Origin of the sequence: Ammoniphilus sp. YIM 78166 (assembly GCF_004522215.1) — a bacterium.
GTDB lineage: Bacteria > Bacillota > Bacilli > Aneurinibacillales > RAOX-1 > YIM-78166.
This window is the reverse complement of record NZ_SDLR01000005.1, coordinates 509,422-524,346: the sequence shown is the minus strand read 5'-3', so window position 1 is coordinate 524,346 and position 14,925 is coordinate 509,422. Positions and strand designations below refer to the sequence as shown.

Genomic DNA, 14,925 nt, shown 5'->3' with positions numbered 1-14,925 from the left:
GTAATTAATACTAAAATTAGGTCCCGTAAGTGGAGGAGTCTATGACGATGTCTGTCCCGTTAACCAAATCGTTGAAGGTAAGTCAGGGATCCCATATCCTGTATTTTTATAACTCGTTGGAAGGATATATCGAGAACGCTGTATCTTATATTTTAACCGGAATCGAATTGGGTCATCATATTGCCTTCATTGACAGTGAAGAGAGATACCATATGATCCTAGAGAAGCTCGGTCCTGTGGATATGAGCCAGGTGCATTATGTGAGCAACTATGACTTTTATGAAATGTATCAAGACTTTCACTTTGAGCGGATCCTATCGAACCTAAAGAGTATTGTTGAACCTTATCTTTTAGAAGAACGAATGGTGCGTATCTGGGGTCATGTAGATTGGATCGAGCAAGACAACATGGTATGTAAGCTACATGCCTACGAAAGCAAAGCGGATATTTCCTTAGCTGGGCTAGGTTACACCACCGTATGCGCTTATAACGGGGAAACGGTACCCTCAAATATCCTGATTCAGATGACTAGATCTCATGAATATCTAATGACGGACGAGGAGCTTGTTCGAAGTACCTTATATAAGACTTCAAACCAATTCAATCCCACAGTATTTCCATCGCTTTCTGTACAGACCTCCATAGATTCCGAGATGGATTTGTATAAGAAGAAACTTGACTTTGTCCATGTGGTGTCGCACGAGGTGCGAAATCCTCTAACCGTAATTAAGGCTTATGCTTCGCTTCTCATGAAGGAAGAATGTGGAGAAGAGCAAAGGAAGAGGCTTGAGGCGATCCGGAATTACGCCGTTGTTATCGATAATGAGATCTCGCACATCATTAATACGGAACAAATGCTTTCTACGGATGCCCTGTGGCAAAAAAAGCTGATCTTAGTGAGCCCAGCTGTTGCTGAAGTGTTTGATATAATGAAGGTCAAAGCGCATACGCAAAACATCGAGCTAGTAGCTGATATTCAGCTTAATGGTAAAGAAATTATACTGAGCAATTTAATGGGCTTTAAGATGGTTCTTTCCAACCTGTTAAGCAATGCGATCAAATATAGTTTAGAAGGCCAGAGCGTTTACTTGAAAGTATATAAGGAGCATGATTTTTTATTCTTGCAGGTTCAAGACGAAGGGGTAGGCATGTCCGAAGAACAGCTGGAAAAGTTGTATCAGAAGTATGAGAAAATGAACCAAGAACAAAGCGGTCAGGGAATTGGATTGTTTATGGTAAAGAAGCTGGTGGATCATTTTGATGGGGAGATTGAGGTGCAAAGTCAGATAAATAAGGGAACCACCTTCCTCGTTAAGCTTCCAATCCATCCGTAGAGAGTAGGGTTGCAGATCGGTTTAACTGGAGTATAATAGGAATGAATTGCCAAATTATCCACTCTAGGAGCTGTTAATATGACGTTGCGAATGAACCCCTATCTTATCATGGATGGTAATGCGAAGGAAGCGATTGACTTTTATCAAAAGGCGTTGGGGGCTACCATTTTTGGTATTCAAACCTTTGGGGAAATGCCCGCGAATCCGGAGTTCCCGATTCCTGAAGAGGCCAAGGCTCGTGTTTCTCATGCGATGCTAAAGGTTGGAGAAACGGACTTGATGCTTTCGGATACCTTCCCAGGTCAACCGTTGCAGGTCGGTAATCATGTCACAATCTGCATTACAACGGCAGGAGCGGATCACTCAATGGAAATCTATGGGGCTCTGCAGGATGGAGGTAGTGTCGTCATGCCGCTTCAAGAGACGTTTTGGAGCCCAGCCTATGGGATTGTTACGGATAAGTTCGGCGTGACGTTTCATATTACTACGGAAACGAAATAAACTAAAGAAAAAAAGCCTGACAGGGAGTCAGGCTTTCTCCTATGTATTAAGCGTTCAAAGCTGCTTTAGCTGCTTCAACGGCTGCTTCATAGTTAGGATGGTTCGTTGCTTCAGATACATATTCCGCATAAGTCACTTTATCATTTTTGTCAATGACGAAGACAGCACGAGCAAGCAAACGCAATTCCTTGATGGCTACACCATAAGCTTCGCCGAAGGAAAGATCACGATGGTCAGACAAAGTTTGGACCTTATCAATGTCAGCAGCACCGCACCAGCGCTTCTGGGCAAACGGTAAATCTACACTAACGGTAAGAATGGTAGCATTCTCTAGGTTAGCCGCTTCTTCATTGAATCGACGAGTTTGCTGGTCGCAAACGCCGGTGTCGATGGAAGGTACCACACTGATGATGCGAACGGTTCCTTTTGAATTCTCAAGCGTAACAGGAGACAGATCGTTAGCCAAAACCGTGAAATTTGGGGCTTGATCTCCTACCTTGACTTCATTTCCTAGAAGGGTAATTAGGTTTCCTTTAAACGTAACTTGTGCCATGTGGATAAGACCTCCAGATTAGGAATTATTATTGATGCCATAAAGTTACTTTATCACATTATCTATAGGGTTTAAAGGGAGAAAGCACATTTCTGTTTTGATTTTTGGAGGGAATTCGGCGAAAATAATGGTAAGGAACTTCTGGAAAGGTGCTCGATGGAATGAAATCGATAGAGTTAGAAAAGGTTCAACTCGCCTTGGATGGGTTTGTCGGGACGGCTTGCTATATTCACTTAGAGACGACGCAAGGGGCCTATGTGAATCGACCAACAGGTGCATTCATCCGCAATGCACAAGTACAGATCGAACGCGCTCAAATTCGTGGGTCAGATCCATATCGGGTCGGGTTAAAAATAACTTTGGGCTGGATTTATGCCGAGGGGTTAAATGTTTATGATCTCGATGAGCATGGACGGTTGCTGTTAGAAGGTCATGATGAAGATGGAAAGCTGCAGGTCGCTCTTCATCTAAGCCATCAGCCACTGTAGCTAAAGGGAGGGCTCTATGAAGAAGGAACACGTTATACTGGTATTCCCTCATCCTGATGATGAGGCTTTTTTCTGTTCAGGTACGGTGATGGATTTTGTGAGTAGAGGGGTCCCGGTCACTTATGTCTGCTTGACTATGGGAGAGTTGGGAAGAGGCTTAGGGGGAGCGAATCGGCAGACTCTGCCCGAGCTCCGGTTGAAGGAGTTTAAGAAATCCTGTAGTATTCTTGGGATTACCGATATTCGGCTTTGGGGGTATCTGGATAAGACGATTGAATTTGAAGAGCCTGAGCGGATTCTTCAGCGTCTTCTAAGGCTTATGGAAGAGGTGCAGCCGACCCTTGTGATTACGTTTTATCCGGGTCACAGCCGTCATCCGGACCACGATGCTACGGGAGAACTGGTGGTGAAGGCGGTGAGGCGTCTGCCTGAGGAGTTGCGCCCTACGGTCTATGGTTCTGCCATTTTCAAGAAATTTATCGAACATGTAGGGGCCGCTGATGTCGCCAACGATGTTACGCCGTATCTTGATCGGAAAACGGCCTCTATTAAGGCTTATCCCTCTCAGTTTATGAAGTATATCAAGAGCATCGATGCAGGGCATATGGAAGGTGTGCCAGATTATCGGATCGAAAGATTTTGGATTTTGGAGTAGATGGGAGACTGAACATGAACATCATGAATACAACGCATTGTGACGTACTTATTCTCGGGGCGGGCTCCATGGGGATGGCGGCAGGGAATTATTTAGCGAGAAAAGGGATTCGGACGATCCTATTGGACGCTTATGATCCGCCTCATATTCATGGGAGTCATCATGGGGATACCCGTTTATTCCGTTACGCTTACTCCGAGCATGATCCTTATGTTCCGCTCGCCTTGCGAGCGTTAGAGCTGTGGAAGGAGCTTGAAGAGGAGAGTGGGATGTCCATTTTCGAACAAACGGGTGTTCTGAGTATTGGAATTGATGGGCCGGATTCACTGGAAGATAAACTGGAAGCGGCAAGAATTTATTCCCTTCCGGTAGAACGCTTTTCAAGAGAGGAGCTTATTCGCCGGTGGACTGGATTGGTGCTGCCAGATGGAGCGGAAGGGTTGCTAGAAACGAAGGCGGGGATCTTATCTCCGGAGAAGGCCATCCGAGCTTATCGACAGCTAGCAGTGGAAGCAGGGGCCATACTATATACGAATACAGTGGCAGAAAAAATAATCTATCATCAGGATGGGGTCACAGTCCAAACCAAGAATGGGAAATTTACGGCAGGCAAATTATTAGTTTGTTCCGGGGCAGGCAATGCAACCTTATTTCCAGAGTGGCAACTCCCGTTGAGGGTAGTACGAAAAACGGTAGGATGGTTCGAAACCAGAGGTGATCAATTCCGCTCACCGGCTTTTCCTGGCTTTGTCATAACGAAAGGGAGTATCGACTACTATGGCTTTCCTGATTTTGAGGGAGGAGGACTAAAAATTGGGCGCCATGATGGTGGACAAGAAGTGAAGTGGGGCGAAGAGATTGCGCCGTTTGGAAGTTATGCGCAAGATGAGCACGAGCTACGTGACGCCCTGGATTGCTACATGCCACAAGCATCTGGTCAGCTGCTGCGTGGGTCAACATGTCTCTATACCGTAACGCCAGATGAGGATTTTATTATTGATCATCATCCTTCCTTTCCTCATGTGTTGATTGCAGCCGGTTTTTCTGGGCATGGATTTAAATTTGTCAGTTCGCTGGGTGAAGTACTAGGTCAGCTTCTGATAAATGGGAAATCAGATATCAATCTTCATCGGTTTAAGTTGAACCGATTTAAGTAATCGAAGAGCCTTCTCAAGGGAGAGAAGGCTCTTCGACATGTTTCGAGCAATTTCGGGGAGTGACAGGCACTCTAGGTGGTCCACTCGTCGTGTATGATGCCGACTACAAACCATTGTCCGTTGTATTGTTCAAGTACAATTCTCAGGCTTCTCCAGTCCATGCCCTCATACTGGGGATCAAAGCCAGAAAAGTGATATTCAATGATCGTGGCATTAGGGTAGAACTGAGCACTATTGTCGATGGAATTGCCCTGGCCGAGGCGCTGGTTCGTAGATATCTGCTCGGGTTGAGCATAGTCTTGGTCATAGATGAATCTGGCAAAGTAATCGGCAAAGGTTAAATCCAGGGGGTCTCCACTACCATCGTACTCCCCCCAGTGATACAGCGTAGAGTCGCTCATGATGACGGCGATCTGCTGTGAGCTGAACGTTAAGTCGGTGCTCTGAACATAACTATAAGGGGTAAAGCGGACACCCTTGGATGGATGAACAGATTGAGAAAACTGGTTCATATCCTGATTTTTCAACGCATGAACAACTAAATTTGCAAACTCCTCAGGGCTAGCAGCCTGTTGATCTTCATCTGGGAGTTGGATTGGTTCCTGGTTTGGCTCTTTGACCGGCTCTTTTACCGGCTCATCGATTGGCATTCCAACTGAATTTTCAGCGGGAACTTCAACTGGATTGACAGGGGGCGAAGCAGGTTGGTTTACCTGACATGCTGATAGGACTAAACTCGCCATCAGAACGAGACACGTAATTAACTTTTTCACTTTTACAACCTCCCTTATATACATATAAACGAACAAAAGGAGGGAGATGTTGCGCCTAAAAAAAATACCTTCCAGTTAAGCTTGGAAGATAAACCAAGACTGGAAGGTAAACGCTCTCAACCTAGTACTTATGTACTGGTCACACCATTATATACTAAGTTTAATATACTGTCATCTAGCACTTATTAAATTGTGGATACCGTGGTATAATGTGGATAACTTCTTGGAAACGGTTTATGTGAGAGTTAAATTGACGATCCTTTACAGGATCGTCAATTTTTTGGGTGAATTCATAAGGCATTTACTCTGAATTTTCCTCCCGCCACCAATCATAACAAGCATTATGGAATAAAAGAGAGGGATTCTCACCATGGGTTTCGTAGTATTCATCTGGTTTAAATGTGGCATTACAGTAGGTGCATTTGTTTGAAGAGTTAACATCGAGTGGCATTGGACTTCCCCCTTTCATGGTATGTTTCTATTTTACCATTTTCTTCAAAATTTTGCTCTACATCCCTCAGAATTTGGGTAAATTATTATTATTGTATAACCTACTAAAATGATCTTAGAATTATGTTCATATTTTGAATAAAAAATAGCATGTCCAACCCGATATCAGAATAAGTATAAAGGTAAAGCTCACCCTAGGAAGGCGGTGCAACAATGGGACTAGTAAGATGGATGGTAGTTTTACTGTGTGTATTGTTTATCCCCATTTCGAATGTCCAGGCGCAAAGCCAGGATTGGGATGTTCAGCCGTTTATCGACATTCAGAGTAAACGTACAATGGTACCAGTGCGATTTATTAGTGAAGCGCTAGGTGCCGAGGTGAAATGGGATGCGCAAACTCGAATTGTCACACTTGAGGCCTCAGGGAAATCAATTCGCCTCAAGATTGGCGACCACCAAGCATGGGTGAACGAGAAGCAAGAGATGTTGGACTCTAAAGCGATCATTCGAAATGATCGAACATTCGTGCCTCTACGGTTTATTAGTGAAACCTTTGGGGCCAAGGTAGATTGGATCGGTACAGAAAATAAGGTAGTAGTTAAAACCGAAAAGAAAACGATTGAAATGGTTATCCGCCAATGGGAAGCAACGATGGCAGGACAAGTGATAGGTCAAATTGATCCTCATTCCATCGAAGTAGAAACCAGTGAGGGTACCAAGGTTATTCAGCTTTCGTCGGATGTAATGAAGCAGATGCCAACCTGGCGAGAAGGAGCTATTATTTTCTTTAAATCTTATAAAGACTCCCACAATAGACAGATCATGACTGAATTGATTCAACGGATCCTACCTGAGAGTCTGAGTGAGAAGGAGAAAAACGATCGTTTTTCCCATGTTCATGTCCTGCAATATGAAGGTCAGTATTGGGTAATGGGGAAGGCTAGAGTATTTGAAGCGGTGTTAGGCTATGTAGTGGAGGATGGTCATTACGAGCTGGCAGAAGGCTTTGCGAACGCTAGCCAAGGCGCACCGGGATGGGGTTTTTTCCTTTTCAGCCTGGACGTGAAGAAAGTGAACCCTAACTCCACTCTGATGCTCATCTTATTTGAGTCCAGTCCAAAGGACGGTAGTCGTCAGCATCAGCTGTTTAAAGTGTTACCATAACAAAAAGTTCGTCACGACCTCAAGGGGCTCTTGCTGATATGCATAATTATTTCCTTTAGTGGAAGGTTAATACTAATTTCTCTAAAGGAGGCAATACCCATGCAACAGCAAAACAGAAATTCTAATCAAAAGCTGGTGCCAGCGGCAGCAAGCGCCTTAGATCAAATGAAGTTTGAAATTGCACAAGAATTTGGAATTCAGCTTGGTGCGGATCAGACTTCTCGTGCGAACGGCTCCGTGGGTGGTGAAATGACAAAGCGCTTAGTGCAATTTGCTGAACAGCAACTAGCTGGTATGAATCGAGTACAATAAAAGCCCGTATTAACGGGCTTTTCTTTCTGTTTGGGTCATGAGGGCAGGCAGCTTTAATTCTACTAGTGTGCCTTCTCCTTCTTTGCTTTCAATCTGGATTAACCCATTATGTCCTTCCATGATCTTAAACGTCATCATCATGCCTAGACCCGTTCCTTTTTCCTTAGTGGTGTAGAAAGGTTCTCCTATTTTCTGAAGACGTTCCTCGGAAATTCCACAGCCTTTATCTTGAATGGCTATCGAGATGTATTGTTCTTGTTGAGTTAAAGTCACGGATATTTTTCCGCCATGCTCTTCCATGGAATCACTCGCGTTACGGAGGATATTAATAAAGACTTGCTTTAATTGATTTGCGTCTCCCTTCACAAAAGCAGAGGAGGAGTCACCGACCCAATCCACATCCACGTTTTTAAGGAGGAATTGGGGTTGAAGAAATTGAATCACTTGTTGGCTCACTTCTGCAATATTAAGAATCTCTTCTTTTTTCTCCTGAGGCGGTCTGGCCAAAAAAAGAAATTCGCTTACAATTTCATTGATTCGGTCGAGTTCATTTAACATGATGATAAATGAGGGGTGGGTGTGCTCTGGGCAGTCGGCTTGAATAAATTGTAGAAATCCGCGAATAGAGGTCAGCGGATTCCGAATTTCATGGGCGATACCAGCGGCTAAATTGCCTGCAAGAGATAGCTTTTTTGTTTTTTTCAATTGATTCATAGCCCATTTGGTTTCGCTGATATCCCGAATGACGGCCGAATACCCTATGATCTCACTTGCTTGATTGCGTATGACTGAAAAGGTAATACTAGCATCTATTATTCTTCCATCCGAAGTTTCTAGAGTCCGCTCGATATTCCCTACAGATTCTCCCTTATTGACTCTATAGACGAAGTTTGTAAAATCCTGTGCCTGCTCAGAATCTAGTATATTTCTACCGATGACACTCTCTGCTTTACAGCCTAATATCCTTTCGAAAGACGGATTGGCCTGAGTGATCATTCCATGCTGGTCTGTTAAGATCACGATATCCGCCGTATAGCGAAAAAAGGATTCAAACAGGTCTTTGGTATAAGAGTACTGTTTCTCTTCTTCTTTTTGCTTCGTGATGTCTTGGGCCATGCTAAAAATTCGAATTTCACCGTCTTCATTCGATATCGTAGAAGCGGAAAAGGTCACATGAATCTCTCGGCCATCCTTTGTCAGGCCAATGGTATCAACGTTGCGAAAAGATTCTCCCGCCACCAAACGCAGGTTCCATTGCTTTACATCAGGGTGCATCGTAGGAGGAACCATGGGCAAGACTTTGTCTCTTGCTTCCTCAAGGTTAAAGCCATAGATTTGGGTAAACGCAGGATTAACATCTAACACGCGGCCTTCAATATCCGTCACTGCTATCGCATAGGGACTGTTATTGAAAATGGAACAGTACCATTCTTGACTTTTATGCAGAAGCTGCTCCATCTTCTTGCTTTGGGTAATATCTCGACCAATTGTAAGCATCGATTGTAGGGAACCATCCTTGTTCCATAAGGGGGCTTTAATGATATCATAACAAATCTCTTTCCCATTTCCCGATGGAAAGCTGATTTCGGTTCGTTCAAGGCTTCGGGATGCTATGGCCTTAGCTTCTGCCGCCAGACAACTAGGGGTAAGCGGAACCTTAAATGGAGTGGTTTGCGATATCTGAAACAGATCGAGTGCAACCTTGCTTCCACTGATCCACTGGTTATCAGCATCCTTAATTACGAGCAAATCGGGGAACGTATCAAGAATCGTTTGTAGTTCCTCCGCTTTTTTTTGCCATTTCAGTTTCTCTAATTCTACCTTTCTTAAATATGAGTAAGTGAGAAGGAACAGGCTTAAGCCAGAAAAGACGATGAACGTCCCTAGGTTAGATAGCCAAGTGATCCAGGCCCAAGCGATTATAGAATATGCAAGAGGTATCCAAATATATGGCTTGATATATTGCATCATGAGTATAGTCCCCTATGTATAAATATGAAGTACAACTTTAATGATATACCAATTATCGTAATATTAAAACATTATTTTGCAAAGGAAACAAACAGCCCTTCATAAGGCCTAGAGCTTACCTGGCCTTTATTGTGTTGAAAAAATATTAAATTTTTCAAAACATATAATGTGAAAGAAAGGGGCGTGTAGTGAATGAAAGAGAAGGTGTTTTTGATAACAGGAGGAAGTAGTGGGATGGGGTTAGCAATGGCTAAGAAATTTGCCATTGAGGGTTCTTATGTTGTCATAACGGGGCGCAACAGGGAAAGACTTGAGAAAGCGAAGGAGGATGTGCAGCAATTTAACGGTCAGGTTCTTTCCATTTCGATGGATGTCCGCGAGCCGGATCAAGTTCAAAAAACGGTATGTCAAACGCTAGAGAGGTTTGGCCGAATTGATGGATTAATTAATAACGCTGCCGGAAATTTTTTGGTTCGGGCGGAGGAACTGTCGATCAATGGGTGGAATTCGGTGGTGGATATTGTCTTGAACGGAACCTGGTACTGCTCTCAGGCCGTAGCCAAGGAATGGATTAAGGAAGGATTTAAGGGATCGATTGTCAATATCATTGCTACCTATGCTTGGACAGGTTGTCCTGGAGTGGTGCATTCGGCTGCAGCTAAGGCAGGTGTCCTAGCCATGAGCAAGTCATTAGCGGTCGAATGGGGCAGAAATTATGGGATTCGTGTGAACTGTATTGCTCCCGGTTTTGTAGAGGATACAGGAGGAGCAAAAAAGCTGATACCTGATAAGCAAACCTTTGAACAAGTTGTCAAAATGATTCCTAATAAACGATTCGCCAGAAGTGCGGAAATTGCTGATGTTGCCTATTTTCTCCTTTCTCCACAGGCGGAGTATATCAATGGAGAAGTCATTACGGTGGATGCAGGAGCAAGCCTAGGGCAAGGGTTATTCTAGGGATGCAATAAAAAAACGAACGAAAAATCGTTCGTTAAAAATCTTCTTCCGTTGGGAACATACTAGGGTGTTCAAGGGTATCCGGAAGATCTTTTCCCACTCCTCTACGAAGCAGTTCTTTCATGATTTCAAAATTTTCGTGCTCATAGTAAGCACTCAGTCTTTCAAGCTCTTCGATGGTTTGCTGACGATAATCCTGCATTTTAAGCCCACCTTACCATAAGATATTTGTTACTATAACCGAAAAACAAGAATCAAATGAGTTGGTTTTTATTGGAATGAGAAAAACCGGCGACATTAGTAGCCGGTTCTTTCTCAATTTAACTGTAAGAACGAATCACGTTATGAAGACGAGTAGCCGTCGCTGAGACGCCCTGGTTAATTTCATCAAAAGAAAGGAATAAAGATACCTTGGATTCATCAAGGTCTAGACTCTCAGCAAGAAGAGAAACAAGGCCGCGAGCCTTACGGTCAATTTCCATCATGATTCGAATCCCACGTGGTTCAAGAAAGAAAACCAATTCCATCTCATCGAGCTTCCCTCTGAAGGACCCGCTTGTTGGTACAAACTCAAACTCTTGGATTAATCCAATCGGACTGCGCCGATAGGGTAAGTTCTCAACTTTTCTTAAAACAAAACCAAGGGAACGTGTGGCTTCCAATAAAGTATGAACAGCAGGGTGAGGTTTAATCGTGATAAAGTCCTGGTCTGTTGGATCTAATGCGAGTGAGATATCTAAAGCAGTCTCCAGCCAAATTTTACTATTACCTAGAGTAATGGGTGTGTCAGTAGGTATCGGAAAGGAGAAGGGCAACTGCTTTTTTTCACCTTTTCGAATCAGGAAGCCGGAAGCAACTCGATAGGTTACAAAGGATGTGTGCTGTTTGACCTTTTTGTCATCGACTTCCCGGATCACTTCCGTAACAAGGTGAAGATCGATTCCATTTATCTCTTGTTCAATAGTTCCACCCTGAATAAGCAAAGTGCCTGTTAGGTTTTCCCCTGCGGTGAATGAACTTTGATCTAGCTTCGCATCCACTTTAGCCGATCCAATTCCGATACTCGCTTTAACCTTATCAAATAACGACATGCTTTTGTTCCTCCCCGTTGCTATGGAATCTTCTTCCTTTTGATAGTACCATTTTGCGTTGCTTTTCGTCACTAAGTTTCACGATCGAGCTTTCGGTAGATCCAGGCTTTCTCCTCGTCAAGGATTAATCTTTTCTTCCATAAATGATCCATGATGACCTTTAGGTCGTTTCCCCTGACATTTACCCCATTGAAGCGAATGCGTTTGATTCGGATACGTCTCGAGACGGAAAGCAAAAGTTCCCGAACGTAGTCTAACTCCTCTGGGGTTAAGCTTCGTCCGTTCCAGTGAATATCTTCTTGTATCGGAAAAGGTATAACTTGTCCCATCTTACCTACCTCTTTATGCATGGTTGTATTTGAATTGTACAATAAGAAGGCTAAAGCTGTTAAGCCTAGATGCTTTTTTTCGTTAGCGAAATCACCTTTAGAGTCACCGGTGAATATACCTATTCCAGTAAGATTTCAAAGGGAAGAAAGTGGGTATGCATATCAATTGAAAAAAAATTCCGACTTGACAGATAAGAATAGTGCAAATAAGATGGTAACAGGAGTAGTAATTGGTTTTTTTTCTTAAATCTTGACTGGTTCACTCGGGTTTAAAGGAGGAGGAAAGGGTGAAGGTATCAAGTAGAGGTGAATATGCCCTACGGGCACTCTTGGTTCTAGGTCAACATGAAGGGCAAGTCATTTCTATTAGCGATATTTCAGAGAAGACGCTAATTACAGTAAGCTATCTAGAACAAATTCTTCTTCAGCTTAAGAAGCTCGGTTATGTCAAGAGTAAACGAGGAGCACAAGGGGGTTACAGTTTAAAGCTAACCCCAGCAGAGATTAATATTGGAGAGGTAATCCGCAATATTGAAGGTCCGCTTTCACCGATGGGCTGTGCCAGTATTACTGCCTACGAGCCATGCTCGCTTGAGCCCAAGTGTTTATTGAAGCCTCTATGGACGCTGGTGCGGGATACGATTAGCCATGTGTTGGAGCAGACGACCTTACACGATTTACTTAATCAGAATATTGGGGAGTGGAATGGAGGAAAATTCCTTGTCAAAACGTAACATTGATGAGGCCTTAGTGGAGAAAATAATACGCTCTCTTGAAGGGCTCGAATATGGCTCAGTTCATATTACCGTACATGATTCCAACATTACTCAAATTGAAAGAGTGGAAAAACAACGCTTTCCTGTGGAGAAGAAGGTGTTGAAAAAGGAAGTGTAAGCTATTATTATTCTAAACTCATACAGTTGCCGATCGGGTCACCGAAGATTCCTTTAACTTAGCGATAACTCGTCGCGGGATTATAGGAGTCTTTTTTGTTGTGACGGCGAATTAATTTGTAAAGGGAAAAGGAAAGTAGCCCTTCCGTTGGAAGGGCTACTTCTCGGTTTATCCACGGCGTTGTTGTTGCATACGAGTATATATAGCATCTTGTATGCTTTTGGGGGTAAATATCAGATACCGAATGATAATAGCCGGGGGAAGAAGATAGCCAATAGTGGCCTCTAAGATGGCAACGGCTTTAGATAAACCAAAAGGGGTAACATCTCCGTACCCTACGGAATATAAGGTGATAAAACTAAAATACAGGGAGCGGGTAAATCGGTCAAGGGGTTGTTGTTGATGGTTTGCTGAAGAGTTGTGGTCAATAATAGGACCAAGCTCATAATAATCCAGGATCATATAGGCGATGGAAAAGAAAAAAGCGACTAATACATAGATAAGAGATATAACCACGAGATTAGAAAAAATAATTTTCCCCTTTTGTCCCAAGACAAGTCATCTCCCTCATTTTGGGAATGCTTGTATCAACTATATGCGAAGAGGAGTCATTTCATTACGATTGGATTTACCTCCAAACATGGTGAAATCCAAAACAAAAGAGACAGCATGGACTGTCTCTTTTTGTTCAAGGTACAAGCGAACTCATATTTTTTAATGTCCGGAAGGAGCAGATAATCCTACTTGGTTGACTAGCTGCTGACTCTCTTCGTTTAATCCGATAATCTTAACGTGCTTATTAAGCTTCTGATATTTATATATGACCTTTGCGATGGCAGTAACGGCCGAGTGATCCCATATATGGGATCTGCTAAAGTCAATGACGATACGCTCAGGGTCTTCGCTAAACTGGAACTGGTCAACAAAGTGGCTCATTGTTCCAAAAAACATCTGACCAGAAACTTGATATATTTTTGATCCATTGTCTATGCGAGTGGTTGTCTTCATTCGAGCCATCTTCCAGCCGAAGATTAAGGCACTTAAGATTACCCCAGCAATAACACCTTTAGCTAGGTCATGCGTAGCAACGACGATGGCTACCGTCACGATCATCACAAGAGCATCAGCTCGTGGGGTTTTTGGAAGACTTTTGAGTGATTGCCAGTCAAAAGTTCCAATGGAAACCATAATCATGACCCCGACTAACGCTGCCATTGGAATCTGTCTCACGATATCACCTAAAACCATAATCAGGAATAAGAGGAAGACTCCGGCGACGAGAGATGACAAGCGTCCTCTAGCTCCAGATTTAACATTGATAACCGACTGACCGATCATGGCACAGCCAGCCATCCCCCCGAAAAATCCCGTGATTACATTGGCAATCCCTTGACCTTTCACCTCTTGGTCCTTAGAGCTCTTGGTTTCTGTCATTTCGTCGATGATAGTCGCTGTTAATAGGGATTCTAGTAAGCCGACAATAGCTAGTGTTACCGAATAAGGAAGGATAATCCATAACGTTTGGAGGGACAATTCAATATTAGGTAGATGGAACACAGGCAGTGCTCGCGTAATCTCTCCCATATCTCCAACCGTGCGTCCATTGAAGCCGCCATAGATGGCAATTACGGTCATCACGATGATCGCAATAAGAGGGGAGGGCACGGCTTTGGTGAAGCGAGGCAAGATATAGATAATCGCCAGAGTCGCTGCAACCATGACATACATCTGCCAGGACTCTCCCACAAAGTGTGGAAGTTGCGCCATAAAGATGAGAATCGCTAAAGCATTCACGAATCCAATCATGACGGAGTGAGGCACAAAGGTGATGAATCGGCCCACCTTCAAGGAACCGAGGATCAATTGAATAATCCCTGTTAAAACCGTAGCGGCAAGGAGATACTCCAGGCCGTGTTCCTTAACGAGGTTCACCATTACGAGTGCCATCGCGCCCGTCGCGGCGGAAATCATCGCTGGACGACCACCTACAAAAGCAATCACAACCGCGATACAGAATGATGCGTAGAGTCCCACCATGGGGTCTACGCCAGCAATGATGGAAAACGCAATCGCCTCCGGGATCAAGGCTAATGCGACAGTTATTCCTGCCAATACATCACCTCGAATATTGGAGAACCATTCTTGTTTGTAAGTCATAAATAACCTCTTTCTATTCAATTTTAATTGTGACTTTCCTCTCTCAGAAAAGTCGGAGCCGTTGTACCTAATTGTGAATTATACGTGAACATTTAGAACTTGGCTACATAAAGAAAACGGGATGTAAGCATATTCATTA

19 protein-coding genes are annotated in these 14,925 nt (G+C 43.6%); 11 read left to right on the top strand and 8 right to left on the bottom strand.

Annotated features, from left to right (window positions below):
- The first annotated feature begins 41 nt into the window (after positions 1 to 41).
- Positions 42 to 1,334, top strand: coding sequence for an MEDS domain-containing protein (locus EIZ58_RS23765; protein WP_134703428.1), 1,293 nt, complete (start codon positions 42 to 44; stop codon positions 1,332 to 1,334).
- A gap of 78 nt (positions 1,335 to 1,412) precedes the next feature.
- Complete coding sequence (locus EIZ58_RS23760; RefSeq protein WP_134703427.1) at positions 1,413 to 1,835, top strand: VOC family protein; 423 nt, start codon at positions 1,413 to 1,415, stop codon at positions 1,833 to 1,835.
- A 46-nt stretch (positions 1,836 to 1,881) separates the two neighbouring features.
- Here EIZ58_RS23760 and tpx read toward each other — a convergent pair whose 3' ends face one another.
- Positions 1,882 to 2,388: a thiol peroxidase gene (gene tpx, locus EIZ58_RS23755; protein WP_134703426.1), complete on the bottom strand. Its 507-nt coding sequence runs from the start codon at positions 2,386 to 2,388 to the stop codon at positions 1,882 to 1,884.
- 161 nt (positions 2,389 to 2,549) lie between these two features.
- Here tpx and EIZ58_RS23750 point away from each other — a divergent pair, with 161 nt between their 5' ends.
- From EIZ58_RS23750 to solA, 3 genes are read left to right on the top strand one after another with little or no spacing between them, the layout of a single operon-like run.
- The gene (locus EIZ58_RS23750) at positions 2,550 to 2,876 is read left to right on the top strand and encodes a DUF1806 family protein (protein WP_134703425.1); all 327 of its coding nucleotides are present in this window, start codon (positions 2,550 to 2,552) and stop codon (positions 2,874 to 2,876) included.
- Positions 2,877 to 2,892: 16 nt separating this feature from the next.
- On the top strand, positions 2,893 to 3,531 hold the full coding sequence (gene bshB2 / locus EIZ58_RS23745) for a bacillithiol biosynthesis deacetylase BshB2 (RefSeq protein ID WP_134703424.1): 639 nt from the start codon (positions 2,893 to 2,895) through the stop codon (positions 3,529 to 3,531).
- Between the two features lie 14 nt (positions 3,532 to 3,545).
- Complete coding sequence (solA, locus tag EIZ58_RS23740) at positions 3,546 to 4,688, top strand: N-methyl-L-tryptophan oxidase (protein WP_240689355.1); 1,143 nt, start codon at positions 3,546 to 3,548, stop codon at positions 4,686 to 4,688.
- Positions 4,689 to 4,759: 71 nt separating this feature from the next.
- Here solA and EIZ58_RS23735 read toward each other — a convergent pair whose 3' ends face one another.
- A complete protein-coding gene (locus EIZ58_RS23735) occupies positions 4,760 to 5,497 on the bottom strand; it encodes a hypothetical protein (RefSeq protein ID WP_167577917.1) in 738 nt (245 codons plus the stop codon).
- Positions 5,498 to 6,124: 627 nt separating this feature from the next.
- Between EIZ58_RS23735 and EIZ58_RS23730 the strand changes: the two genes are divergently transcribed.
- Positions 6,125 to 7,075 carry a stalk domain-containing protein gene (locus tag EIZ58_RS23730; RefSeq protein WP_134703422.1) on the top strand — a complete coding sequence of 317 codons (951 nt, stop codon included), beginning with the start codon at positions 6,125 to 6,127 and terminating at the stop codon, positions 7,073 to 7,075.
- Between the two features lie 99 nt (positions 7,076 to 7,174).
- Positions 7,175 to 7,387 carry an alpha/beta-type small acid-soluble spore protein gene (locus tag EIZ58_RS23725; RefSeq protein ID WP_134703421.1) on the top strand — a complete coding sequence of 71 codons (213 nt, stop codon included), beginning with the start codon at positions 7,175 to 7,177 and terminating at the stop codon, positions 7,385 to 7,387.
- A gap of 9 nt (positions 7,388 to 7,396) precedes the next feature.
- Here the strand turns inward: EIZ58_RS23725 and EIZ58_RS23720 are convergent, their stop codons facing one another.
- Positions 7,397 to 9,358: a PAS domain S-box protein gene (locus tag EIZ58_RS23720; protein ID WP_134703420.1), complete on the bottom strand. Its 1,962-nt coding sequence runs from the start codon at positions 9,356 to 9,358 to the stop codon at positions 7,397 to 7,399.
- A gap of 192 nt (positions 9,359 to 9,550) precedes the next feature.
- Between EIZ58_RS23720 and fadH the strand changes: the two genes are divergently transcribed.
- A complete protein-coding gene (fadH, locus tag EIZ58_RS23715; protein WP_134703419.1) occupies positions 9,551 to 10,315 on the top strand; it encodes a 2,4-dienoyl-CoA reductase in 765 nt (254 codons plus the stop codon).
- Positions 10,316 to 10,349: 34 nt separating this feature from the next.
- On the opposite strand, the gene EIZ58_RS33780 is transcribed toward fadH, so the two are convergent.
- The 3 genes from EIZ58_RS33780 to EIZ58_RS23705 all read right to left on the bottom strand — a co-directional run bounded on the left by EIZ58_RS33780 (position 10,350) and on the right by EIZ58_RS23705 (position 11,735).
- The gene (locus EIZ58_RS33780) at positions 10,350 to 10,517 is read right to left on the bottom strand and encodes a hypothetical protein (RefSeq protein ID WP_167577916.1); all 168 of its coding nucleotides are present in this window, start codon (positions 10,515 to 10,517) and stop codon (positions 10,350 to 10,352) included.
- Positions 10,518 to 10,635: 118 nt separating this feature from the next.
- On the bottom strand, positions 10,636 to 11,406 hold the full coding sequence (locus EIZ58_RS23710; protein WP_134703418.1) for a sporulation protein: 771 nt from the start codon (positions 11,404 to 11,406) through the stop codon (positions 10,636 to 10,638).
- A gap of 71 nt (positions 11,407 to 11,477) precedes the next feature.
- The gene (locus EIZ58_RS23705) at positions 11,478 to 11,735 is read right to left on the bottom strand and encodes a hypothetical protein (RefSeq protein ID WP_134703417.1); all 258 of its coding nucleotides are present in this window, start codon (positions 11,733 to 11,735) and stop codon (positions 11,478 to 11,480) included.
- 19 nt (positions 11,736 to 11,754) lie between these two features.
- Between EIZ58_RS23705 and EIZ58_RS33775 the strand changes: the two genes are divergently transcribed.
- From EIZ58_RS33775 to EIZ58_RS23695, 3 genes are read left to right on the top strand one after another with little or no spacing between them, the layout of a single operon-like run.
- Positions 11,755 to 11,982, top strand: coding sequence for a hypothetical protein (locus EIZ58_RS33775; RefSeq protein ID WP_167577915.1), 228 nt, complete (start codon positions 11,755 to 11,757; stop codon positions 11,980 to 11,982).
- A 40-nt stretch (positions 11,983 to 12,022) separates the two neighbouring features.
- The gene (locus EIZ58_RS23700; protein ID WP_134703416.1) at positions 12,023 to 12,469 is read left to right on the top strand and encodes an RrF2 family transcriptional regulator; all 447 of its coding nucleotides are present in this window, start codon (positions 12,023 to 12,025) and stop codon (positions 12,467 to 12,469) included.
- Complete coding sequence (locus EIZ58_RS23695; protein ID WP_134703415.1) at positions 12,441 to 12,629, top strand: YezD family protein; 189 nt, start codon at positions 12,441 to 12,443, stop codon at positions 12,627 to 12,629. The genes EIZ58_RS23700 and EIZ58_RS23695 overlap by 29 nt, the downstream gene beginning before the upstream one ends.
- A gap of 168 nt (positions 12,630 to 12,797) precedes the next feature.
- Here the strand turns inward: EIZ58_RS23695 and EIZ58_RS23690 are convergent, their stop codons facing one another.
- A complete protein-coding gene (locus tag EIZ58_RS23690; RefSeq protein ID WP_134703414.1) occupies positions 12,798 to 13,181 on the bottom strand; it encodes an ion channel in 384 nt (127 codons plus the stop codon).
- Positions 13,182 to 13,343: 162 nt separating this feature from the next.
- Positions 13,344 to 14,786, bottom strand: coding sequence for a SulP family inorganic anion transporter (locus tag EIZ58_RS23685; RefSeq protein WP_134703413.1), 1,443 nt, complete (start codon positions 14,784 to 14,786; stop codon positions 13,344 to 13,346).
- Between the last annotated feature and the right edge of the window lie 139 nt (positions 14,787 to 14,925).